19 protein-coding genes and 2 rRNA genes (1 of these 21 only partly in view) are annotated in these 20,057 nt (G+C 62.5%); 10 read left to right on the top strand and 11 right to left on the bottom strand.

Annotated elements, in window-relative coordinates; translation table 11 throughout:
* Positions 1 to 3,567, top strand: coding sequence for a pyruvate:ferredoxin (flavodoxin) oxidoreductase (nifJ, locus tag GNH96_RS04340; protein ID WP_169602559.1), 3,567 nt, complete (start codon positions 1 to 3; stop codon positions 3,565 to 3,567).
* Between the two features lie 15 nt (positions 3,568 to 3,582).
* Entirely contained in the window at positions 3,583 to 4,611 is a 1,029-nt protein-coding gene (locus tag GNH96_RS04335; protein ID WP_169602558.1) for a dihydroorotate dehydrogenase-like protein, read from the top strand.
* 36 nt (positions 4,612 to 4,647) lie between these two features.
* Here the strand turns inward: GNH96_RS04335 and GNH96_RS04330 are convergent, their stop codons facing one another.
* Complete coding sequence (locus tag GNH96_RS04330; RefSeq protein WP_169602557.1) at positions 4,648 to 4,992, bottom strand: ComEA family DNA-binding protein; 345 nt, start codon at positions 4,990 to 4,992, stop codon at positions 4,648 to 4,650.
* Between the two features lie 175 nt (positions 4,993 to 5,167).
* Between GNH96_RS04330 and GNH96_RS04325 the strand changes: the two genes are divergently transcribed.
* Positions 5,168 to 5,575 carry a hypothetical protein gene (locus tag GNH96_RS04325; protein ID WP_169602556.1) on the top strand — a complete coding sequence of 136 codons (408 nt, stop codon included), beginning with the start codon at positions 5,168 to 5,170 and terminating at the stop codon, positions 5,573 to 5,575.
* A 100-nt stretch (positions 5,576 to 5,675) separates the two neighbouring features.
* Here GNH96_RS04325 and GNH96_RS04320 read toward each other — a convergent pair whose 3' ends face one another.
* From GNH96_RS04320 to nifL, 3 genes are all read right to left on the bottom strand, one after another.
* Positions 5,676 to 6,506 (bottom strand): right-handed parallel beta-helix repeat-containing protein, encoded by an 831-nt coding sequence (locus tag GNH96_RS04320; RefSeq protein ID WP_228720006.1) that lies wholly within the window; start codon positions 6,504 to 6,506, stop codon positions 5,676 to 5,678.
* A 117-nt stretch (positions 6,507 to 6,623) separates the two neighbouring features.
* Complete coding sequence (nifA, locus tag GNH96_RS04315) at positions 6,624 to 8,159, bottom strand: nif-specific transcriptional activator NifA (RefSeq protein WP_169602555.1); 1,536 nt, start codon at positions 8,157 to 8,159, stop codon at positions 6,624 to 6,626.
* On the bottom strand, positions 8,152 to 9,720 hold the full coding sequence (nifL, locus tag GNH96_RS04310; protein ID WP_169602554.1) for a nitrogen fixation negative regulator NifL: 1,569 nt from the start codon (positions 9,718 to 9,720) through the stop codon (positions 8,152 to 8,154). Before nifL ends, nifA begins: the two co-directional genes overlap by 8 nt.
* 147 nt (positions 9,721 to 9,867) lie before the next feature.
* On the opposite strand from nifL, the gene bfr reads away from it, so the two are divergent.
* Positions 9,868 to 10,332, top strand: coding sequence for a bacterioferritin (gene bfr / locus GNH96_RS04305; protein WP_169602553.1), 465 nt, complete (start codon positions 9,868 to 9,870; stop codon positions 10,330 to 10,332).
* Between the two features lie 246 nt (positions 10,333 to 10,578).
* On the opposite strand, the gene GNH96_RS04300 is transcribed toward bfr, so the two are convergent.
* From GNH96_RS04300 to GNH96_RS04280, 5 genes are all read right to left on the bottom strand, one after another.
* Positions 10,579 to 10,866, bottom strand: coding sequence for a 2Fe-2S iron-sulfur cluster-binding protein (locus GNH96_RS04300; protein ID WP_169602552.1), 288 nt, complete (start codon positions 10,864 to 10,866; stop codon positions 10,579 to 10,581).
* A 261-nt stretch (positions 10,867 to 11,127) separates the two neighbouring features.
* Positions 11,128 to 11,529 (bottom strand): Dabb family protein, encoded by a 402-nt coding sequence (locus tag GNH96_RS04295; RefSeq protein WP_169602551.1) that lies wholly within the window; start codon positions 11,527 to 11,529, stop codon positions 11,128 to 11,130.
* A gap of 41 nt (positions 11,530 to 11,570) precedes the next feature.
* Positions 11,571 to 11,888: a DMT family transporter gene (locus tag GNH96_RS04290; RefSeq protein ID WP_169602550.1), complete on the bottom strand. Its 318-nt coding sequence runs from the start codon at positions 11,886 to 11,888 to the stop codon at positions 11,571 to 11,573.
* A gap of 4 nt (positions 11,889 to 11,892) precedes the next feature.
* Positions 11,893 to 12,366: an HMA2 domain-containing protein gene (locus GNH96_RS04285; RefSeq protein ID WP_169602549.1), complete on the bottom strand. Its 474-nt coding sequence runs from the start codon at positions 12,364 to 12,366 to the stop codon at positions 11,893 to 11,895.
* Positions 12,367 to 12,388: 22 nt separating this feature from the next.
* Complete coding sequence (locus tag GNH96_RS04280; RefSeq protein ID WP_169602548.1) at positions 12,389 to 12,907, bottom strand: WbuC family cupin fold metalloprotein; 519 nt, start codon at positions 12,905 to 12,907, stop codon at positions 12,389 to 12,391.
* 139 nt (positions 12,908 to 13,046) lie between these two features.
* On the opposite strand from GNH96_RS04280, the gene GNH96_RS04275 reads away from it, so the two are divergent.
* The 6 genes from GNH96_RS04275 to GNH96_RS04250 are packed head-to-tail and all read left to right on the top strand — an operon-like array spanning position 13,047 to position 19,304.
* The gene (locus tag GNH96_RS04275; protein ID WP_169602547.1) at positions 13,047 to 14,510 is read left to right on the top strand and encodes a TldD/PmbA family protein; all 1,464 of its coding nucleotides are present in this window, start codon (positions 13,047 to 13,049) and stop codon (positions 14,508 to 14,510) included.
* A complete protein-coding gene (locus GNH96_RS04270; RefSeq protein WP_169602546.1) occupies positions 14,507 to 15,871 on the top strand; it encodes a TldD/PmbA family protein in 1,365 nt (454 codons plus the stop codon). Before GNH96_RS04275 ends, GNH96_RS04270 begins: the two co-directional genes overlap by 4 nt.
* Positions 15,872 to 15,904: 33 nt before the next feature.
* The gene (gene gpmI / locus GNH96_RS04265) at positions 15,905 to 17,545 is read left to right on the top strand and encodes a 2,3-bisphosphoglycerate-independent phosphoglycerate mutase (protein WP_169602545.1); all 1,641 of its coding nucleotides are present in this window, start codon (positions 15,905 to 15,907) and stop codon (positions 17,543 to 17,545) included.
* A gap of 36 nt (positions 17,546 to 17,581) precedes the next feature.
* A complete protein-coding gene (gene eutB / locus GNH96_RS04260; protein WP_223163463.1) occupies positions 17,582 to 17,923 on the top strand; it encodes an ethanolamine ammonia-lyase subunit EutB in 342 nt (113 codons plus the stop codon).
* Complete coding sequence (locus GNH96_RS16285) at positions 17,889 to 18,122, top strand: ethanolamine ammonia-lyase light chain EutC (RefSeq protein WP_407658837.1); 234 nt, start codon at positions 17,889 to 17,891, stop codon at positions 18,120 to 18,122. Before eutB ends, GNH96_RS16285 begins: the two co-directional genes overlap by 35 nt.
* A 33-nt stretch (positions 18,123 to 18,155) precedes the next feature.
* The gene (locus GNH96_RS04250) at positions 18,156 to 19,304 is read left to right on the top strand and encodes a ligand-gated ion channel (protein ID WP_228720005.1); all 1,149 of its coding nucleotides are present in this window, start codon (positions 18,156 to 18,158) and stop codon (positions 19,302 to 19,304) included.
* A 95-nt stretch (positions 19,305 to 19,399) separates the two neighbouring features.
* Here the strand turns inward: GNH96_RS04250 and rrf are convergent.
* Positions 19,400 to 19,512, bottom strand: a 5S ribosomal RNA gene (gene rrf, locus GNH96_RS04245).
* A 97-nt stretch (positions 19,513 to 19,609) separates the two neighbouring features.
* Positions 19,610 to 20,057 (bottom strand): 23S ribosomal RNA (locus tag GNH96_RS04240); it runs 2,447 nt beyond the window's last position.

The following is a 20,057-nucleotide window of genomic DNA, read 5'->3' as shown; positions in this document are numbered from 1 at the left end:
ATGCATCCGACCACGGAAACCACGCTCGAGGGCAACGAGGCGGTGGCTTACATCGCCTACCGGATCAATGAGGTCTGCGCGATCTATCCGATCACGCCCTCCTCCACCATGGCCGAACTGGCCGACCAGTGGGCGGCCGAGGGCAAAACCAACATCTGGGGCAACGTGCCGATGGTGGTGGAGATGCAAAGCGAAGGCGGGGCGGCCGGCGCGGTGCACGGCGCGCTGCAGACAGGCGCCTTGACCACCACCTTCACCGCCTCGCAGGGGCTCTTGCTGATGATCCCGAACATGTACAAGATCGCCGGCGAGCTCACCCCTACGGTGTTCCATGTCGCGGCCCGCTCGCTCGCCGCCCAGGGCTTGTCCATCTTCGGTGACCATTCCGACGTCGCCGCCGTGCGCCCCACCGGCTTCGCCCAGCTCGCCTCCAGTTCGGTGCAGGAGGCGCACGACATGGCCCTGCTGGCCCAGGCCGCTAGCCTGGAATCGCGGATTCCGTTCGTGCATTTCTTCGACGGCTTCCGGACCTCGCACGAGGTCAACAAGCTGAACCTGATCGCCGACGAAGACATCCGCGCCATGATCGATCCCGCCAGGGTCCGCGAGCATCGGGGGCGGGCGATGAATCCCGACAACCCCTTCATCCGCGGCACCGCCCAGAACCCGGACGTCTATTTCCAGGGCCGGGAGACCGTCAACCCGTTCTATGCCCGCTTGCCCGAAATCGTGCAGGCGCAGTTCGACAAATTCGCCGGACTCACCGGCCGGCAGTACCGCTTGTTCGATTACTTCGGCGACCCGCAGGCCGAGCGGGTGGCGGTGGTGATGGGCTCCGGTGCGCTCACCCTGCGCGAAACCGTAGCCTTCCTGTGGCGGCGGGGCGAGAAGGTCGGCGTGGTGCAGGTACGCCTTGCTCTGCCCTTCTCCGCGCCCCATTTTTTGGCCGCGCTGCCGGGGAGCGTCCGGGCCATCGCGGTGCTGGACCGGCTCAAGCTGCCGGGTTCCACCGGCGAGCCGCTCTACACCGATGTCGTCACCGCGCTGGCGGAAGGCGGCTCTCCCGTCCGTGTCATCGGCGGCCGCTATGGTCTCTCGTCCAAGGAGTTCACCCCGGCCATGGCCAAGGCGGTGTTGGACGAACTCGACAAAGACGCACCCAAGAACCACTTCACCATCGGGATCCGCGACGACGTCTCCCACACCAGCCTGGACTACGACGAGCGGTTCGAGATCGAGCCGGACGACGTGGTGCGCGCCCTGTTCTTCGGCCTGGGCGCCGACGGCACCGTGGGCGCCAACAAGAACAGCATCAAGATCATCGGCGAATCCACCCCGCTGCACGCCCAAGGCTACTTCGTCTACGACTCGAAGAAATCCGGCTCGCGCACCGTCTCCCACGTGCGCTTCGGACCCCGGCCGATCGAGTCGCCCTATCTGATCCGCTCGGCCGGCTTCATCGGCTGCCACCAGTTCAACTTCGTGGCGAAGATCGACGTGCTGGAGCATGCCCGCAAGGGCGCGGTGTTCCTGCTCAACAGCCCGTATGGGCCGAACGAGGTGTGGGACCGTCTGCCCCGTACCGTCCAAGAAAGCATCATCGAGAAGGGCATCGCCTTCTACGTCATAGACGCCTCGAAAGTCGCCGCGGAATCCGGCATGGGCGGCCGCACCAACACCGTCATGCAGACCTGCTTCTTCGCCATCTCCGGCGTGCTGCCGCGCGAGGAGGCGATCGAGCGAATCAAGGCCTCGATCCGCAAGACCTACGGCAAGAAAGGCGAGGACGTGGTCAAAAAGAACTTCGCCGCCGTGGACCATACCCTGGCGCATCTGTACCGGGTGGAGGTGCCGGCGCGAGCCAACAGCCACCTGGCGATGCCGCCGCCCGTGCCGCCCGAGGCGCCGGACTTCGTCCAGCGGGTGACGGCGGCCATGATGGCCGGGGCCGGCGATGCCCTGCCGGTGTCCGCCCTGCCGGTCGACGGCACCTACCCCTCCGGCACGACCCGCTGGGAGAAGCGCAACATCTCCGATTCGGTCCCCGCGTGGGAACCGGACATCTGCATCCAGTGCGGCAACTGCAGCTTCGTCTGCCCGCACAGCGTCATCCGCTCCAAGTTCTACCCGGAATCGCAACTGGAAAATGCGCCCTGCGGCTTCAAGTCCGCCCCCATCAACGCGCGCGGCTTCCCGGAAACCCGCTACACCTTGCAGTTCTACGTGGAAGATTGCACCGGCTGCGGCCTCTGTGTGGAGGTCTGCCCGGCGCGCAGCCCGCGCGAGCCGGGCGTCAAGGCCATCAACATGCGGCCGAAAGCCCCGCGCCTGGAGCAGGAGCGTGCCAGCATCCGTTTCTTCGAGCAACTGCCCGTCAACGACCGCTCGCGGGTAGACTTCTCGTCGGTGCGCGGCGCCCAGTTTCTGGAGCCGCTGTTCGAGTTTTCCGGCGCCTGCGCCGGCTGCGGGGAAACGCCTTACGTGCGCCTCTTGTCCCAGTTGTTCGGCGACCGACTGCTGGTGGCCAACGCCACCGGCTGCTCCTCGATCTACGGCGGCAACCTGCCGACCACGCCCTGGACCAAGAACGCGGAAGGCCGCGGCCCGGCCTGGTCGAACTCGCTGTTCGAGGACAATGCCGAATTCGGCTTAGGCTTCCGGCTCAGCGCCGACAAGCATCTGGCCCTCGCCCGCCAGCGCCTGGGGGAACTCGGGCAACAGCTTCCGGCCGGGCTGGTCGCCGAGATACTGAATGCGCCGCAACTCACCGAATCCGAGATCCGCCGCCAGCGCCTGCGCGTCGCCGAACTCAAAGCCCTGCTGCAACGCATCGACTGCGATGCCGCCAAGGACCTGCTGTCGGTAGCCGACCATCTGGTCCGGCGCAGCATCTGGATCGTCGGCGGCGATGGCTGGGCCTACGACATCGGCTCGGCGGGGCTCGACCACGTCCTCGCCAGCGGCCGGGACGTCAACGTGCTGGTGCTGGACACCGAGGTGTATTCCAACACCGGCGGCCAGATGTCGAAATCCACCCCGCTCGGCGCCGTCGCCAAATTCGCCGCCGCCGGCAAGCCGGTCGCCAAGAAGGACGTGGCGCTGCAGGCCATCGCCTACGGCAACGTGTATGTGGCCCGGATCGCCATGGGAGCCAATCCCCAGCAGGCATTGCTGGCGCTGCGCGAGGCCGAGGCCTATCCCGGCCCCTCGCTGGTCCTGGCCTACAGCCACTGCATCGCCCACGGCATCGACATGCGGCAAGGCCTGAAGCAGCAGGACCTGGCTGCCGCCAGCGGGCATTGGCCGCTGATCCGCTACAACCCGATGCTGCGGCAATCCGACCGCAACCCCTTCGTACTGGACTCGCCCCGCCCCCGCATCCGGCTCAAGGACTATGCTATGAACGAGCTACGCTACCAGATGCTGGCCCGCGCCCACCCGGCGGAAAGCGAACATTTGATGGCGCTGGCCCAGCAGGTGGTCGACCAGAAATGGGAAACCTACGAGGAAATGGCGAGCCGGACCGGCGCCCACTTCCATCCCGATGCCAGCCTCAAGACCCAATGATCGAGGAGATGCAACATGGACCTCAACACAACCTATATGGGACTGGCCTTGAAACATCCCGTCGTCGCCTCGGCCTCCCCGCTTTCGGAAAGCCTCCACGGCATCAGGCGGCTGGAAGACGGGGGCGTCGCAGCCGTCGTTCTGTTTTCCTTGTTTGAGGAGCAGATCCGGCATGAAAACGAGGTATTCTCCCAACGGATGGCCTCGGGCAGCGAAAGCTTCGCCGAATCATTGAGCTATTTTCCGGCGCCCGCCGATTATCACGCCGGACCGGAGCGCTACCTCGACCTGATCCGGCGGGCGGTGGAAGCCGTCGACATTCCGGTCATCGCCAGCTTGAACTGCGTGAGCGACGAAGGCTGGATCGACTACGCGCGACAAATCGAACAGGCCGGCGCACGGGGGCTGGAGCTGAACATCTACGGCATCCAGACCGATCCCGCCGTGTCCGGCAGCGACATCGAACAGCGCCATGTGGACATCCTCACCGCCGTGAAGTCGGCGGTGCGCATCCCGGTCGCCTTGAAGCTCAGCCCGTTTTTCAGCGCCATGGCCCACATGGCCAAGCGCCTGGAACAGGCCGGCGCCGACGCGCTGGTGCTGTTCAACCGCTTCTACCAGCCCGACGTCGACGTCGAGCAGCTGGAGGTCGTCCCGTCGCTGGAACTGAGCAATCCCGGAGAAATACGTCTGCCCCTGCTCTGGATCGCCGTGCTGCACGGCAGAATCGCTCCTTCGCTGGGCGCCACGACCGGGGTTGCCAGCGCCGGCGAGGTCATCAAATATCTGCTTGCCGGCGCGGACGCCGTCATGACGACCTCGGCGCTGCTGCGGCACGGACCCAGCTATGCCACGGTACTCGTGAAAGGGCTCGAACACTGGATGGAGGCGCACGGTTTCGCCTCCCTCGCCCTGCTCAAGGGCAGCATGAGCCACGGCCGGCTCGCGGATTCCAGCGCCTACGAACGCGCCAACTACATCAAGGTGCTGGAGTCCTTTCAAATCCCTCCCGCCCTGAACGGAACATGGCAAGGCGCGGCCTGAACCGCGCCTTTTCCCCAACGAAAAACCGATGTCAGTTCAATGGGGCGGCTTTACCGCTGCGGGCGCCGTGGTCCCGGCCGGAGCAGGCGTGGCTGCAGCAGCGGAAGCCGGTGACGCGGCCCCATCGCTTTTGACGGTAATCTTGTCGCGATTCTTGGACAGAATGCCTTCCTTGATTCCCTTGACGCGCTTCAGATCGTCCACCGACTTGAAATTGCCGTGAGCCTCCCGCTCCTTCACGATGGCCTCTGCCTTGGCTTTTCCCACGCCGGTCATCGTCGCGGCAATTTCCTCGGCGGTCGCGGTGTTGATGTCCAGGGGCTCGGCCCAGGCTGCAATGCTGAAAAACATGAGCACAAACAAAGCGAACAGCTTTTCCATCTCTGACTCCAACTTGTAGTTTGCGGGAGATTTTTACTATAGAAGAGGCTCTCCGAAAATCAATGTAGTCTTGGAGCCTCCAGGCAGGACTTGCCCTGCCCGGCCCTGGCTGGGTAAAGTGCCTCTCCTGTTGAACCTGCGCCCAGACGCCATAAACCCATCCCGAGGGCATTCCATGGATCAAGATAAAGCTTTCCACCGGACCCTGGCCGGACTCGCCGCGACCGCCGTCCTGCTGGCCGGCTGCGGCAGCGAAACCCCGGAGCCGGCCAAGACTTCGGCTCCCGCCGCCACAACGAGCTCCGCTCCTTCCGCGCCTCCGCACATTCCGGTGACTCAATCCGAGCACCAGATTTTCGAAAAACTTTACGTCGAAAAATGCATCAAGGGGCAGCAGAACGATCCCGACAACCTCGTCAAGAACGACCAGGAGCTGGGGCGGGTATGCGAGTGCATGGCGAAGGAGATATCGCAGCGGATCAGCAAGGCCGAGGCCGTGCATTTCAATCAGAAAGGGGAATTTCCGTTCGACCTGGTCATCATGAGCAACCAGGCCGCGAACCACTGCCTGGGTTCGCCGTAAGAGCCGGCGCCGTATCCAGCCGCCGGCCAGGCGAATCCCGATCGGCCGCCCGCGCCTGGCGGCCGATCGGGATTTCCATGCGGGCTATCCGGCAGATGCCTCAGGGACCGTCGGGCAGATTGCCGCTGATCGTCGACTGCTTCCCTTGGAAGGTGATGGTGCCCGACACCCCGCCATTGCTGGCCGCGATGTTTCCGGTGATCACGGAACCGGTGACCGTGGTTATCGAGCCCTGGGCACTCTTGAGTCCGCCGCCGTCTCCGCCGGCCTGGTTGCCGTTCAGCACGGAATTCTTGAGATAGGCGGAACCGAAGCTGTAAATCCCACCGCCACCACCGCCGGCCTTATTGCCGGTCACCTCGGACCCGTACAGGGAGAGGGTTCCCCAACCCGAGGCGGAACTGTTGTTGTAGATACCGGCGCCATCCAGGCCGGCGCTGTTTCCGGTGACCTGCGACTGCTTCAGGGTGGTCGTGCCGTAATTGTAAATGCCGCCGCCGTGATTCACGGCGTTGTTCCCCACGACCATCGAACCGACCAGCGTGAGGTGGCCGTAATTGAGAATCCCGGCGCCATCGCCAACGCCGCCGCCACCAGTGATGGTGAGATTCTTGAGCTTGACCTTGTTGGCCGCTCCCAGGATGGTCAGCACCGTGCCGCTGCCGGCTCCGAACAGGGTCGGAGCCGTGTCTTTGCCTTGAAGTTCGACGTTTTTCCAGACCACGAAATGGCCGACGCAGGTTCCGGATATCTCCAAGGTACCACCCGGCTTGATGGCATCCAGCTCGGATTGGAGATTGGTCGGACAATACACCCGCTTGGCCAGGGCGGGTTCGGCCAGCGACGCCAGGAGGACGAGGATCGCCCCGGACCGGGGCCCTATCCTTGATATTCCACCGACCTGTCTCACCTGGCGCTTTCCATCATTCATAACCACCTCGCAATGTTCTTGGGAAGGACGTGCGAACCGGCTCCCGGCACGCAAGGGCAAGAGCCTGCCGACATGCGCAGGGTGTGTCAATACGGCGGTCCCTGCGTCAGCGGACCCTTACAAGTGTTTCATATGGATATTCAGGATCTTGACCCGGTAGGCGATCTGTCTCGGGGTCATGTCGAGGAGGCGCGCGGCCTTCGCCTGCACCCAGCCGCTTTGCTCGAGCGCGGCGATGATCCGCTCCCGCTCGTCCAGGTTCTCGTCATCCAGATCGGCCTTGTAGGAAGCGACGTCGGCCACCGTCGACAGTTTTTCCTTTAGACCCGTCAGTGCGATCACCTCGCTGTCGATGATTCCTTCGCGGCTCATGATCGCTGCGCGTTCGAGCAGGTTTTCCAGCTCACGCACATTGCCGGGCCAGTCGTGCCGCATCAGAGAACGGATGGCGCTTTCCTTGATTTGCAGGGGCCGATCGCCCTGATTGCGGGATATCCGCCCCAACAGAAAACGGGAAAGCTCGGGGATGTCTTCCTTGCGCTCGCGCAAAGGCGGCATCTGGATGGGCATCACATTGAGGCGGTAATAAAGGTCCTCGCGGAACGCCCCTTCTTCCACCGCCGACTCGAGATCGCGGTTGGTCGCCGCGATGATCCTCACGTCGACCTTGAGCGTGTGAATCCCGCCGACCCGTTCGAATTCGCCCTCCTGCAGCACCCGCAGCAGCTTGGCCTGGAACGCCGGGGAAATCTCGCCGATCTCGTCCAGGAACAGGGTTCCATGGTTGGCCAGCTCGAACCGCCCTTTGCGCTGGTTGACCGCACCGCTGAAAGCGCCTTTCTCGTGGCCGAACAATTCCGATTCCAGCAGATTCTCGGGCAGCGCCGCACAGTTCAGCTTCACGAAGGGGCCGCTCGCCCGCGGCGAATTGAAGTGGATCGCGCTGGCGATCATCTCCTTGCCGGTGCCCGATTCGCCCCGGATCAGCACCGTGGTGTTCCATTTCGCGACCTGACGCACGGTCTCGAACACGCGCATCATCGGCGGGGTCCTCCCGATGATGTTTTCGAAGCCGTAATTCGAGCGCAGCGTCTGCTGCAACTGCTCGCACTGCGTCGTGAGATCGCGCTGCTTCTGTTCCATGCCGCGCAGCAAAGCCACGCTTTGCGCAACCAGATTGCTCACCATCTCCAGAAACCGGGCGCGCTCGCCGAGCAGTTCGCGCTCGCTGGGCTGGGCGGCCAGCACCCCCAGCAGCTCGTCCCTGCCCACCTGGATCGGCGAACCGATGAAGGGCAGCTCCGGATCGTACAGGCCGAGGCGGCCGAGAAAACGCGGCTCGTCGGCAATGCGCTCTACCACAATGGTGCAGTTCGCTTCCAAAATGGTGCCGATCAAGCCTTCGCCCGGCTCATAGCGCACGGGTTCAGCGGAAATCCGTCCGGCTTCGCCCCGCCGCAGTACCGCCAATACCAATGCATCGGTTTCCGGCTCCCGCAGCGCGATCATTCCGGAGCGCAGATCGGCTTGCTCGTGCAGGACGTTGAGCACGCCTTCGAGCTTGCCCTTGAGTCCGGCCGTACTGTTCAGGACCTGGCCGACCTGATAAAGGGCTTCGAGCTCCCGCTCGATCAATGCGTAGCGATCAACCATGGGAAACCTTCGCAGACCTCTCCGGCTGCGTTTGTCTGATTTCAAACTGCATATGGATACGGCAGCCCTCGTGGTAGTCCGGATCGATACGGATCATGCCGTTGTGCTGGTTGACGATCTCGTGAGCGACGGCCAGCCCCATGCCGACATGCTGGCGGCCCGAGCTCGCCTTGGTGGTGAAAAACGGCTCGAACACCTGGGTCCGCAGCCCCGGGGGTATCCCCGGCCCGGTATCCTCGATGGTGATGTGGATCAGCTGGTCACGCGTCCAGGTATGGATGCGCAGTTCGCGCTGTCTGGAATGCGCCATGGCATCGATGGCGTTCTCGATCACCTGCTTGAACAGCGAGCGCAGCCGGTTCTCCGAGCCGCGCAGGCTGGGCAAGACCGGGGTCGGCACCCACTCCACCACGATGCCGCTGGCGAGCAGGCGTTCGGTCAGCAGCGTGATGGCGTCGTGCAGCACTTGGTTCAGATTGACCGGTTTGAAGGCATGGTTGTCGGTATGGGGGATGCATTTCTCGAGGGTGCCGATCGATGCCTCCCCGGCCGCGATGACCTGTTGCAGCAGATCGCGCAGTGCCACGTTGCCGGCATCGTCGCCGCGGCGGTCCAGGATGTTCTTGGCGGCGCCGATCAGGTTCAGCGGCCCCTGGATCTGGTGGATTGCGGCGAACAGCGTTTCCTTGAGGCTCTCGAGCTTTTCCTCCTCGGCCATCAGGGCTTGGAGACCGCGCAGGCGGTATTGCTCCTGCTGTTTCTTCTGCTGGGTGACGTCATCCACCGTCAGCAGCAGATAGCCTTTCTCCGAGCCGGAGAAAAAGCCATCGACCGTACCCTCCTCATGGCGGAACCATTGGCCGGCGCAGGAGAACCAGCGCGAAGGCCTGCCGCCCCCCGGATCGAAACGCAACTCCAGATTCCTGAACGCCTTTTCGCGGTGCCAGAAATCGCTCCATTCCTCGCCCGACTCCTGCCGCAGCAATTTCAGGAACAGCAGCGCGGGTTCCTCGACCTTCAGATCGCTGGCCAGCGCCTTGTACATCAGGTTGTCCAGAACGATTTGGCCGTTCTCGTCGATCAGCACCGCTGACACCGGGATCGATGCCACCACGGTTTCCAGGAACAGCGTCTGCTGGCGAACCTGCCGCTGCAGCAGATACTCTTCCGTGATGTCGCGATGCATGCCGATGAAATGCGTGGTCTCTCCCGCCTCGTTCAGCATGGGAGCCACCGTGAGATCCGCCAGGTAGCGCCGGCCGTCCCTGTGCCGGTTCAGCAAACGGCCGCGCCAGGCCTGCTGTCGGGTGATGCATCCCCATAGTTCCCGGTACACCTCCGGCGGCGTGCGCTGGTCCGACAGCATCGATTCGTTGCGTCCGATGCACTCTTGTGGTGCATAGCCGGTAATTTCGCTGAAAGCTGCATTGACGTACAGGATGTTGGCTTTCAAGTCCGTGATCGAGATCGCCACCGGTGCCTGATCCACCGTTGCGCGCACCAGGGAGAACGGGAGATCGTGATTCGATGCGTCCTCAAAGTTCGACAAGTCTATTGGCACGGTAACACCTCCTTTCGATACCCAATGACGCAATATGTGTGCCCGTGACGTTCCAGCCTGGAGTTCTCGCGCTGCCCGCCTCGGCTACTACCGGTAGCCATACGCCCCGAGTAAACTAGGCGCGTTCCCCACACGGAGTACCCCGACATGAAAGGCGACAATCAAGTCATCGAATACCTCAACAAGGTTCTCACCAACGAGCTGACCGCGATCAACCAGTATTTCCTGCATGCCCGGATGTTCAAGAACTGGGGATTCGGAAAGCTCAACGAACACGAATACAAGGAATCCATCGACGAGATGAAGCATGCCGACCGCCTCATCGAGCGGATCCTGTTCCTGGAAAGCCTGCCGAACCTGCAGGACTTGGGCAAGCTCAAGATCGGCGAAAATCCCGAGGAAATGCTGCGTTGCGACCTCCAACTCGAGCACCAGGCCCTGCCTGTGCTCAAGGAGGCCATCGCCTGCTGCGAAAAATGCGGCGACTATGTCAGCCGCGAGCTGTTCGAGGATATCCTCGAAAGCGAGGAGGAGCACATCGACTGGCTGGAAACCCAGTTGGAGCTGCTCGGCAAGGTGGGGCTACAGAACTATCTGCAATCCCAAATGTGAACAACCCGCCGGACAGACGTCCTGCGCGAAGGCCGTTCTCCGGGAGCGGCCTTCTTTTTGCGCGTTTACGTCTGGGAATCCCTTATCTTTCCATACGCGGCCGTGCGCCAAAGCAGATGCGCAGAAGGAAGTATGCGGTCAGGGCGACCAGCATGACCACCGTGATTTCCACCCAGTTCATCTCATATCTCATCGTTCCGAACTCCGGTCCCTAAGAATAAAGTCGCATCGGACGGCGTCGCGCCCTCAGGCTGGCCGGACGGAAATCTCGCCGCCCAACACCTGTGCCTGACAGGCCAGACGGTTGTTCTTCCCGGCCAGGTTTTCCCGCAGTATCTTGTCTTCCAGAACGGACGGTTCGCTCAGATTGTCCCCGCCGGCGGTGACTACCATGAGACATGTGCCGCAGTCTCCTTCCCTGCAACCGTAAATGATTCCGGCCCCGACCTTCTCCGATATTTCGATCATCCGGGTTCCGGCCGGGACGGTGACGGTGACACCGATGTCTTCAAAGGTAACATTGGCTTTGGCCATCGCTGGGAACTCCCCGATCCGTTGCTTGCCCGCAACCAAGCAGCGGTCGTGCCACGAATGAATCCGCTGTCATTTCAAAAGCTTAGAACCTTACCGCCTGTCAGATTCACGACATGGGATCACCGCCGCTTGTCGCAAAACCGACAGATCGTGCTGCAGCGAAGGGCGTGTTGATCGCGCCGACACCGGGGGTGTCGGCGGATGGAAGATGAGGAGGGAAGCGGCTCGGCTGAGCGCGATGGATTCGAATGCCGCGGGAACTCAGTTCGATTCCTTGAAATCGTAAACCACGGCTTTGTCCACCAGCGGCTTGAGGGACTCGTCGATCACTCTTCGATGTTCGGGATGCGCCAGATAGTCCCGTAGCGCCTCATCGTTTTCAAACGTGGCCACCACCCCCACGTCGTAGGAGCTGTCGACGACGGCCCTGTCTCCGGTCAGCACCGTACCGACGTGGTAATGGAGAACCATGGGAAGTTTCCCCAGGCGCCGGCTGTTTTCGATGTACTGCTGCCGTGCGGCCGGGCTGCCATGATCCTTGAGCCAAACGATGACGACATGCTGCACCCGCCCCCCGCCCGCCGGAATCACCTCGGACGAACCAAGCGGGGAAAACGCGCAACCGAACAGAACCAACCCGAATACCAAAAATCGCTTGAACATCGTCGTATCCCTCGTTGTGATGGAAAAAACCCGACACCGGCTCAATGCGCCAGCTTGAGGGTGATCACGCCGGCGACGATCAGCGCCGCGCCCAAGTAACGCCCCAGGCTGGCCGGATCACCGAAAAACCATACGCCGACGAAAAAGGTACCGGCAGCCCCGATGCCGGTCCACACGGCGTAGGCCGTACCCATGGGTATCTCCCGCTGCGCCAGCCACAGGAAAAGGCCGCTCAGCGCCATGCATAGGACCGCCATGATGAGCCCCGGCAGCCGCGCGCCTTCATTTTGCGACAGCTTGAAGCCAAGCGGCCAGCCGATTTCCAGACAGCCGGCCAGGATCAGATAGGTCCAGCTCATACCCTCAGCGGCTCAGCTTCCAGGCCAAAACACCGAGGGCGATTCCGGCCCCAAGCAGCCGCAGCACATCGCCCGCAACGCTCTCCTCGGCGGCCTGCTCCGCCGGCTCACGGCCCCGCCCCCACAAGGAACGGACCGCATCGGCGGGCGAAAGTCCCATCAGCGCGAACAACCCCTCCACATCGCCCGCCTGGATGTCGACCGCGATGAGACCCAAAGCCGCCGCCAACTCGGCGAAGAACGTGAGCGACTCCAGCGCCCTCGAATGATAGTGGAGAGTGATGCTGCCGGTGGTCGGATTGACCGCGGCGTGACGGATTCCCGCCACCTTGGAGAGACGCGCAGCAAGCTGCTCCGCATCCTGCGGGCGTCCCTTGAGGCGTTCGGACTTCAACCGGATGCGGCCCGGTACGGCGTGCGTCACGTGCAGTCCGTGCCGGTGGGACTCGTGATGGCTCTCGGCCCGGCCATGCGTCATGGAAACCTCGCGTCCCGATGAATCATGAAAGGAACTCGGTGGAACATACCCGATCGCCCGGTTGCGCCGACTCCAACCGGCGCAGCTGTGCGGCCGCGTCCGCGCTGCCCTCGTCCGGCGCCCAGGCTGCAAAATCCTCGTCGGCGATCGGCGAATAGGGTCCCGGCTTCACCTCGACCATGACCGTTCCGGACACCCGGCTGACGACCGTGTGCCAAGCCCCCGCGGGAATCTCGACGGCACAGTCGCCCCCGTCCGCCTTCAAGTCTATCCGTTCGGCGACACGACCGTGATCGTCGAAAACCAACACCGAAAACGCGCCCCGCACCACGACCATCAGCTCCCAACCGTCGGAACGGGAATGGCGGTGCGGCCGCGCATAGGTGCCGGGCTCCAGAGCGTTGAACAGGCGTTGGACGGGATCCTCCAGTACCGGATGGACGTTGAGATTCTTGCGCAAACGGGCCGAGCGCGCGGCGTCTTCGCTCAGCCCGGACAGCGTTCCGGTGGTGTAAAGCTTCAAATCGGCAGGCGAGGGCATGGACCGTTCGGGAGAAATCGTCGTACGCAATTCAAGCGCTCAGCGTATCCCGCCCGTATGAATCGCGCAATCTCGCCGTTCCGGAACTGATAGAATCGGCGACAACTGCCGCGTACCGATTCCATTCCCTCCGGCCTCCATGAACGCACCGCAAGCTGCACCCACCGTCGTCGACCCGCTGTCCGCGCTCTCGCGGCTCGCTGGCGAAGCCGACTGGATCGGTCTGCGCTTCGTCGAAGAAACCAGCCAGCACCGCGCCGTCCGCAATGGCCGTCCTGAGCGGAATCAGGTGCATCGCAGCCATGGCGCGATGATCGAAGCCGTGGCGGACGGCCAGTTGGCCTACGCGGCGACTTCGGACCTGTCGGAGACCGGCCTGCGCGACGCGGCGTGCCGAGCCGTTCGGCTGGCCCGGGCGAGCGCTCGCCATGCCGCGGCCGGGTTTTCCGAAGGACTGCGTCCCGCGGTACGCGGCGAGTTCGCCGGTCCCTGCGAACAGGGCTTCGATGCCCTGAGCTTGGCCGAACTCACGGCCAAACTGGTTGCCGCCTGCGCCCGGCTGCGGGTCTCCGACAGGATCGTCGAAACTTCCGCGGCAATCGTGCTGACCGAACACTTAAGCCATTACCTCACCTCGAGCGGCGCCGACATCGAGCAACGCTTCCACCTGATCAGCCAGAACTTCATGGCGACGGCTCGGAACGGACCGGAAATTCAGCGGCGCTCCCTCAACGGCCCGGTCGCCCGATGCCTGCAGGGCGGGCTCGAAGTGCTCGACTTCGAGCGCATCTTCGAGGAATGCGAGCGGGCCGGGCGGGAGGCGCTGGAACTGCTCGACGCCGACGACTGTCCGGACGACACCCGCGACCTGCTGCTGGCGCCGGACCAGATGCTGCTGCAGATTCACGAATCGGTCGGCCATCCCTTGGAACTGGACCGCATCCTCGGCGACGAGCGCAACTACGCGGGCTGGAGTTTCGTCAAACCGGAGGATTTCGGCCGGCTGCAATACGGCTCGCCCCTCATGAACATCAGCTTCGATCCCACCCTGCCAAGCGAATTCGCCTCCTATGGCTTCGACGACTGCGGCAATCGCGCCGACCGTCAATACCTGATCCGTAACGGCCTGCTGCTGCGCGGGCTCGGCAGCCTGGAAAGCCAAGCTCGGCTCGGCCTCCCGGGCGTTGCGAACTTCCGCTCGGCAGGCTGGAACCGGGCGCCGATCGACCGCATGGCCAACCTCAACCTCGACCCCGGCGACAGCACCCTGGACGAAATGATCGCCTCGGTCGAGCGCGGCATCTACATGAGCGCCAACCGCTCCTGGTCGATCGACGATTACCGGCGAAAATTCCAGTTCGGCTGCGAATACGCGCGCCTGATCGAGGACGGGCGGCTGACCCGTGTGGTCCGAAATCCCAATTACCGGGGCGTGAGCATCCCCTTCTGGCATTCGCTGAAAATGGTCGGCAACCGGGAGAGCTTCGGCATTTTCGGCACTCCGTTCTGCGGCAAGGGCGAACCCAACCAGATGATCCGGGTCGGCCACGCCTCCCCCCATTGCCTGTTCTCCGGCGTGGAAATTTTCGGGGGTGGCCGGTGAGCTTCGCGCGGGATGCCCATCGCCTGCTGGAACGGCTGAGCGACGGCGCCTTCGCTGCGCTCCGCCCGTGGGAGGCGGCGAGTCTGAGCCTTGCCGGCGAAGACCAGACCTATCTCCGTTTCAACGCCGGCAAGATCAGACAGGCCACCGGCGTGCGCCAGTTGCGGCTGGCGCTGGACTTCCGGAGCCAAGACCGCCAGGTGAGATTCACGACGGATCTCTCCGGCCAGGAAACCCAAGACCTTTGCAGCCTGCACGCGATGCTGGCGCAGGCCCGCTCGGAAGCCGCCGCCCTGCCTCCCGACCCTTTCGCGACACCCCTGGAAAATCACGGCCAGAGCGAGGAATGGCAGGAAGGCGAATCGCCGGCGACGGAAGGGGTCGTCGAGCAGATCGCCACCGCCACCGCGGATATCGATTTCGCCGGGCTGTTCGCCACGGGACTCCAGGTTCGCGGCGTGCGCAATTCGGAAGGCCAGAGCCATTGGTATTCGGCTTCCGGCTTTTTCCTCGACTATTCCTTGTTCACCGTGAATTCGGAAGGCGAAAACAAGGCCGTCAAAGGCTTGTTGAGCGGCGCGGACTGGAACGGGGCAAGGCTTTCAGCCGCGCTGGACGCCGACCGCCGGCTGCTCGCGCAGCTGCAATACCCATCCAGGGCACTACCGCCGGGCGAATACCGCGTCTATCTCGCGCCGGCCGCCGTCGCCCATCTCGTCGACCTGCTGTCCTGGGGCGCGGTCAGCTACGGCGCCTGGAAAAAAGGCGGATCGGCCTTGCGGCGCTGGATCGAAGGCGAAGTACCGCTGTCCGAGAAGTTCAGCCTGCGGGAGAACTTCGCGCTCGGACTCGGCCCGAGATTCAACAGCTGCGGGGAAATCGCCCCCATGACGGTGCCCATCGCCGACCGCGGCAAGCCGAAGAATCTGCTGATCGGGGCGCGCTCCGCACGGGAATACGGCGTGGTCTCCAATGGCGCGGAATCCGGTCCGTGGTCGGAAGAGCAGCTACGCTCCCCCGAGATACTGCCCGGCAACCTGCCCGAGCGGGACGCGTTGAAGCGGCTGGATTCCGGCCTTTACATCGGCAATCTGCACTACCTCAACTGGAGCGACCTGCAAAGCGCCCGCCTGACCGGAATGACACGCTATGCCTGCTTCCTGGTCGAGCACGGCGAGATCGTTGCGCCGATCCGCGACCTGCGCTTCGACGACAGCCTTTACCGGATCTTCGGGACGGAACTTGAGGCGCTGAGCGACGAGGCCCGGCTGTTCCCCGCCACCGATACCTACGAGCAGCGCTCGCTCGGCGGCGCCAAGGTGCCGGGGATGCTGCTCTCCGGCTTCAGACTGACCCTGTAACCCAATACCCCCATCTCACGGCAAAAACCCCGCATGTTGAAAAAGCACCCTACCTTCCCCGGCGTCAAAGGCCCCGTCGTGACCATCATCATGGACGGTATCGGCTACAGCCCAAAAACTTTCGGCAACGCGATTGCCCAGGCCTACACGCCCACGCTGGACAGGCTGCTGGCGACTTGCCAGCACACCTTCCTCAAGGCCCACGGCAAGGCGGTGGGCATGCCCAGCGACGAGGACATGGGCAATTCCGAGGTTGGCCACAACGCGCTGGGTTCCGGGCAGGTCTACAACCAAGGCGCCTCCTTGGTGGCCGAGGCGATCGCTTCCGGTACGCTGTTCCAGGGCGCGGCGTGGCGGGAAATCATCGCCAACGCCCGGGAACACGGCTCCACCCTGCATTTCATCGGCCTGTTCTCCGACGGCAACGTGCATTCGCACATCGATCACCTCAAGGCAATGATCGTGCGGGCAAAGGCCGATGGTCTGCAGCGGGTGCGCGTCCACATCCTGCTGGACGGCCGGGACGTGCCGGAGACTTCGGCACTGGACTATGTCGGCCCATTCGAAACCTTCCTGGCCGAACTCCGGAAGGATGGGTTCGATGCCCGCATCGCCAGCGGCGGCGGGCGCATGAGCATCACCATGGACCGCTACGAAGCCGACTGGGACATGGTCGAGCGCGGCTGGCGCACCCATGTGCTGGGCGAGGCGCGGCATTTCGAGTCGGCGACCCAGGCCATCGAGACCCTGCGCGCGGAACATCCGGGCATCATCGACCAGAACCTGCCGCCCTTCGTCATCGTTCAGGATGGCGAATCCATCGGCAGGATCTTCGACAAGGACAGCGTGATCTTCTTCAACTTCCGGGGCGACCGGGCGATCGAAATGAGCCGCGCTTTCGAAGAGGAGGAATTCGCGCCCTTCGACCGAGTGCGCCATCCCGGCGTAACCTATGCCGGCATGCTCCAGTACGACGGCGATCTCGGCATCCCTCGGCGCTATCTGGTCTCGCCCCCCGCCATCCGCGACACCTTGGGCGAATACCTGGCGGCGGAAGGCATCACCCAGCTCGCCATCTCCGAAACCCAGAAATACGGCCACGTCACCTATTTCTGGAATGGCAACCGCAGCGGCAAGTTCAACGAGACGCTGGAAACCTATGTCGAAATTCCTTCCGATAAGGTGCCGTTCGAGCAGCGCCCCTGGATGAAGTCGGCCGAAATCACCGACGAACTGATTCGCCAGCTCAAGACCGGAAAACACCGCACCGCCCGCGTCAACTACGCCAACGGCGACATGGTCGGCCATACCGGCAACTACCAGGCGACGATCATCGCCGTCGAAACGGTGGATCTGGCGCTGGCGCGGCTGCTGCCGGTCATCGACGCCCTCGAAGGCGTGGCCTTGATCACCGCCGACCACGGCAACGCCGACGAGATGTACGAACTGGACAAAAAAACCGGTGAGCCCCAGCAGAGCGTACACGGTATCCCCAAGGCCAAGACTTCGCACACGCTCAATCCGGTGCCGTTCATCTATTACGACAGCCGCCGCCGGGCGGTCGTCACTAATCCAGGCGATGCAGGCTTGAGCGCCGTGGCCGCCACCACCGTGAATCTGCTGGGGTATCAGGCGCCGGGAATGTGGGACCGGGGGCTGCTGGAGTTCCGATGACCTATACCGCATCGGCGAGGGGCAAAAGCTAAATCTGTGAAGTGCCGGACGCTTGCCGGCACCGAGACCACAAACCGGAGCATCGGCGTGGACCTTTCCCCATGGCGCGAAGGTCGGCAGATGGCACCGGAACCGGAGCGCGGCACCGTCGGCGACAACTGCATGAAACTCGAGACCGGCCAGCGCTTGGCCCCACCCCCTTGCTGGGCGGCATCGGCAATTTCACCGGGAACGCCGCATGAGCTTCCGCTGGAGCGATCTGCGCACCCAGGCCCGCAGAGCCCGTTGGCCATGCCAGACATGCCTTTGCCCACCGAGGCACTGCTGGATTTTCAGCTCGCCCATGCCTCGGCCCGCGATGCGATGCACAAGCCTTGAGACATCGATACTGTCGTCGACGGCGGTGGACCGGCGCGGACGTCCCTTGCTCCAAGCCATTGCTCGATCCTATAGTGACATCGGCCGCCGCCTGGAACCGATTCGTCTCATCGCCAATGGCCGCGTGGCCTTGTCCGACCCGATCGGCGCCGGTTTGGAAGCACGGCTGTCCATCATCGTCGTAGATGCGGCCCCATAACCCCTACTGCGTTAACATTTTGACCATTCGATCATGAACAACAGCTGGTGGAAAATGGGCAACCAAGGAAGCTTTGTCGCCGTTGGTCTGTTCGTCATGATTCTTATCCTTACGGTGCTCACAATCCGCACTGGATTCCTCGACCGGACCGACTTCAGCCGCCGGGATCAATTGTTACCGGCAAATCTGCCCAGCCCTTCCGATCATCATGCGATAGCCCTGAATTTAGGCGTTTATGTCGAAAACATCTATAACTTCTCGCCCAATCAAAAAACCTTCGATGCCGAAGGGTGGGTCTGGTTGACCTGGCCTCCCTCCGCCCAGGAGCTATTTGACGCCAATGGCATTCCCGCAACGCAGATGCTGGACTTCGTCAACTCAGTCAATGGCTGGGATTTCAGCCTGACCCCGGCGCACCGTGAACCGATACGGCTCCCGAATGGAGATTACTATCAGAACTTCCGCTATTCGGGGCATTTCTATGCAAATGAGTTGAATTTTAGGCAATTCCCATTTCAGACATTGCGATTGGCGCAAACCTTCGAGCTGAACTCCGAAGACGAAGCACTCAACGCCAAACACATCAAACTGATTCCGGACATAGCGGAATCCGGCACCGGGGAATACATCGATATCATGGGCTATATCACTCGCGGGAGCGAGATCAAGGCATTCATTCACAATTACGGGACGAACTTCGGTCTGGTCGATAGCGACGATGATACGACCAAGAAAATCAGCCAAGTCCGATTCGAGGTGATATACAAGAAATCCATTACCTCGTCGATCCTGGAGCTTTTTCTCCCCTTGGTGACCGTCATGGCTCTGGTCATGTTTGCCCCCATGCTGTCCTCATCGCTCTGGGACGTCCGCGTCGGGCTTCCACCGATGGTATTGCTGACTCTAATCTTTCTTCAGCAAGGCTATAAAGCCGAGTTGCCAGACCTACCCTATGTGACGTTCCTCGATACGATTTACAATTTGTGCTATCTCACGACCCTGATCTTATTCTGCTTGTTCATGTGGGGCTCGAATAAGCTGGACGAGGCATCTGAGCTCGAACGGCCCGCGGTGATAGCCCGCATCAACACCATGGATCTGCGGTTTCAGATAGGGTTGAGCATTGCCTTGATCGGTTTGGGAACGATCAATTGGTTCGTGGTCAGTGCTCATGCGCCGTAAACATCAAAAAGGCTTCCGGCGCGAAAGGAGAATGCACAAAAACCCCGATATCCTGATGAGGATATCGGGGTTGAAGGTTGTTGCTAAGATTAAGAGCCTGGCAGTTCCCTACTTTCGCACAGGTATCTGCACTATCATCGGCGCTAAGCGGTTTCACTTCCGAGGTCGGGATGGGATCGGGTGGTTCCCGCTCGCTCTGGCCGCCAGGCAAAACTGGTTGTCGAGCTCGAGCTCTCGAGGCATTTGGTCAACGTACACTGTGTTCGCGGTTTGTGTCGCACACACCCAAACGTCTTGGGTGTTATATGGTCAAGCCTCACGGGCCATTAGTATCGGTTAGCTTCATGCATTACTGCACTTCCACACCCGACCTATCAACCTGGTGGTCTTCCAGGGCCCTTCAGGGGACTCGAGGTCCCAGGGAGATCTCATCTTGGGAGGGGCTTCCCGCTTAGATGCTTTCAGCGGTTATCCTGTCCGAACATAGCTACCCGGCAATGCCATTGGCATGACAACCGGAACACCAGCGGTTCGTTCACTCCGGTCCTCTCGTACTAGGAGCAACTTCCCTCAAATCTCCAACGCCCACGGCAGATAGGGACCGAACTGTCTCACGACGTTCTAAACCCAGCTCGCGTACCACTTTAAATGGCGAACAGCCATACCCTTGGGACCGGCTACAGCCCCAGGATGTGATGAGCCGACATCGAGGTGCCAAACACCGCCGTCGATATGAACTCTTGGGCGGTATCA

The sequence above is a fragment of the Methylococcus geothermalis genome (genome assembly GCF_012769535.1).
Lineage (GTDB): Bacteria > Pseudomonadota > Gammaproteobacteria > Methylococcales > Methylococcaceae > Methylococcus > Methylococcus geothermalis.
The sequence above is the reverse complement of the archived record's forward strand: the minus strand, read 5'-3'. Positions and strand labels throughout refer to the sequence as shown.

Coding starts and splice junctions, on each gene's coding strand:
- GNH96_RS04330 (WP_169602557.1), bottom strand. CDS start 4,992: ATGGAAAAGCTGTTCGCTTTGTTTGTGCTCATGTTTTTCAGCATTGCA.
- bfr (WP_169602553.1), top strand. CDS start 9,868: ATGAAAGGCGACAATCAAGTCATCGAATACCTCAACAAGGTTCTCACC.
- GNH96_RS04325 (WP_169602556.1), top strand. CDS start 5,168: ATGGATCAAGATAAAGCTTTCCACCGGACCCTGGCCGGACTCGCCGCG.
- GNH96_RS04300 (WP_169602552.1), bottom strand. CDS start 10,866: ATGGCCAAAGCCAATGTTACCTTTGAAGACATCGGTGTCACCGTCACC.
- GNH96_RS04295 (WP_169602551.1), bottom strand. CDS start 11,529: ATGTTCAAGCGATTTTTGGTATTCGGGTTGGTTCTGTTCGGTTGCGCG.
- GNH96_RS04280 (WP_169602548.1), bottom strand. CDS start 12,907: ATGCCCTCGCCTGCCGATTTGAAGCTTTACACCACCGGAACGCTGTCC.
- GNH96_RS04335 (WP_169602558.1), top strand. CDS start 3,583: ATGGACCTCAACACAACCTATATGGGACTGGCCTTGAAACATCCCGTC.
- GNH96_RS04250 (WP_228720005.1), top strand. CDS start 18,156: ATGAACAACAGCTGGTGGAAAATGGGCAACCAAGGAAGCTTTGTCGCC.
- GNH96_RS04320 (WP_228720006.1), bottom strand. CDS start 6,506: ATGAATGATGGAAAGCGCCAGGTGAGACAGGTCGGTGGAATATCAAGG.
- GNH96_RS04285 (WP_169602549.1), bottom strand. CDS start 12,366: ATGACGCATGGCCGGGCCGAGAGCCATCACGAGTCCCACCGGCACGGA.
- GNH96_RS16285 (WP_407658837.1), top strand. CDS start 17,889: ATGCCTCGGCCCGCGATGCGATGCACAAGCCTTGAGACATCGATACTG.
- nifA (WP_169602555.1), bottom strand. CDS start 8,159: ATGGTTGATCGCTACGCATTGATCGAGCGGGAGCTCGAAGCCCTTTAT.
- GNH96_RS04290 (WP_169602550.1), bottom strand. CDS start 11,888: ATGAGCTGGACCTATCTGATCCTGGCCGGCTGTCTGGAAATCGGCTGG.
- nifJ (WP_169602559.1), top strand. CDS start 1: ATGCATCCGACCACGGAAACCACGCTCGAGGGCAACGAGGCGGTGGCT.
- GNH96_RS04275 (WP_169602547.1), top strand. CDS start 13,047: ATGAACGCACCGCAAGCTGCACCCACCGTCGTCGACCCGCTGTCCGCG.
- gpmI (WP_169602545.1), top strand. CDS start 15,905: ATGTTGAAAAAGCACCCTACCTTCCCCGGCGTCAAAGGCCCCGTCGTG.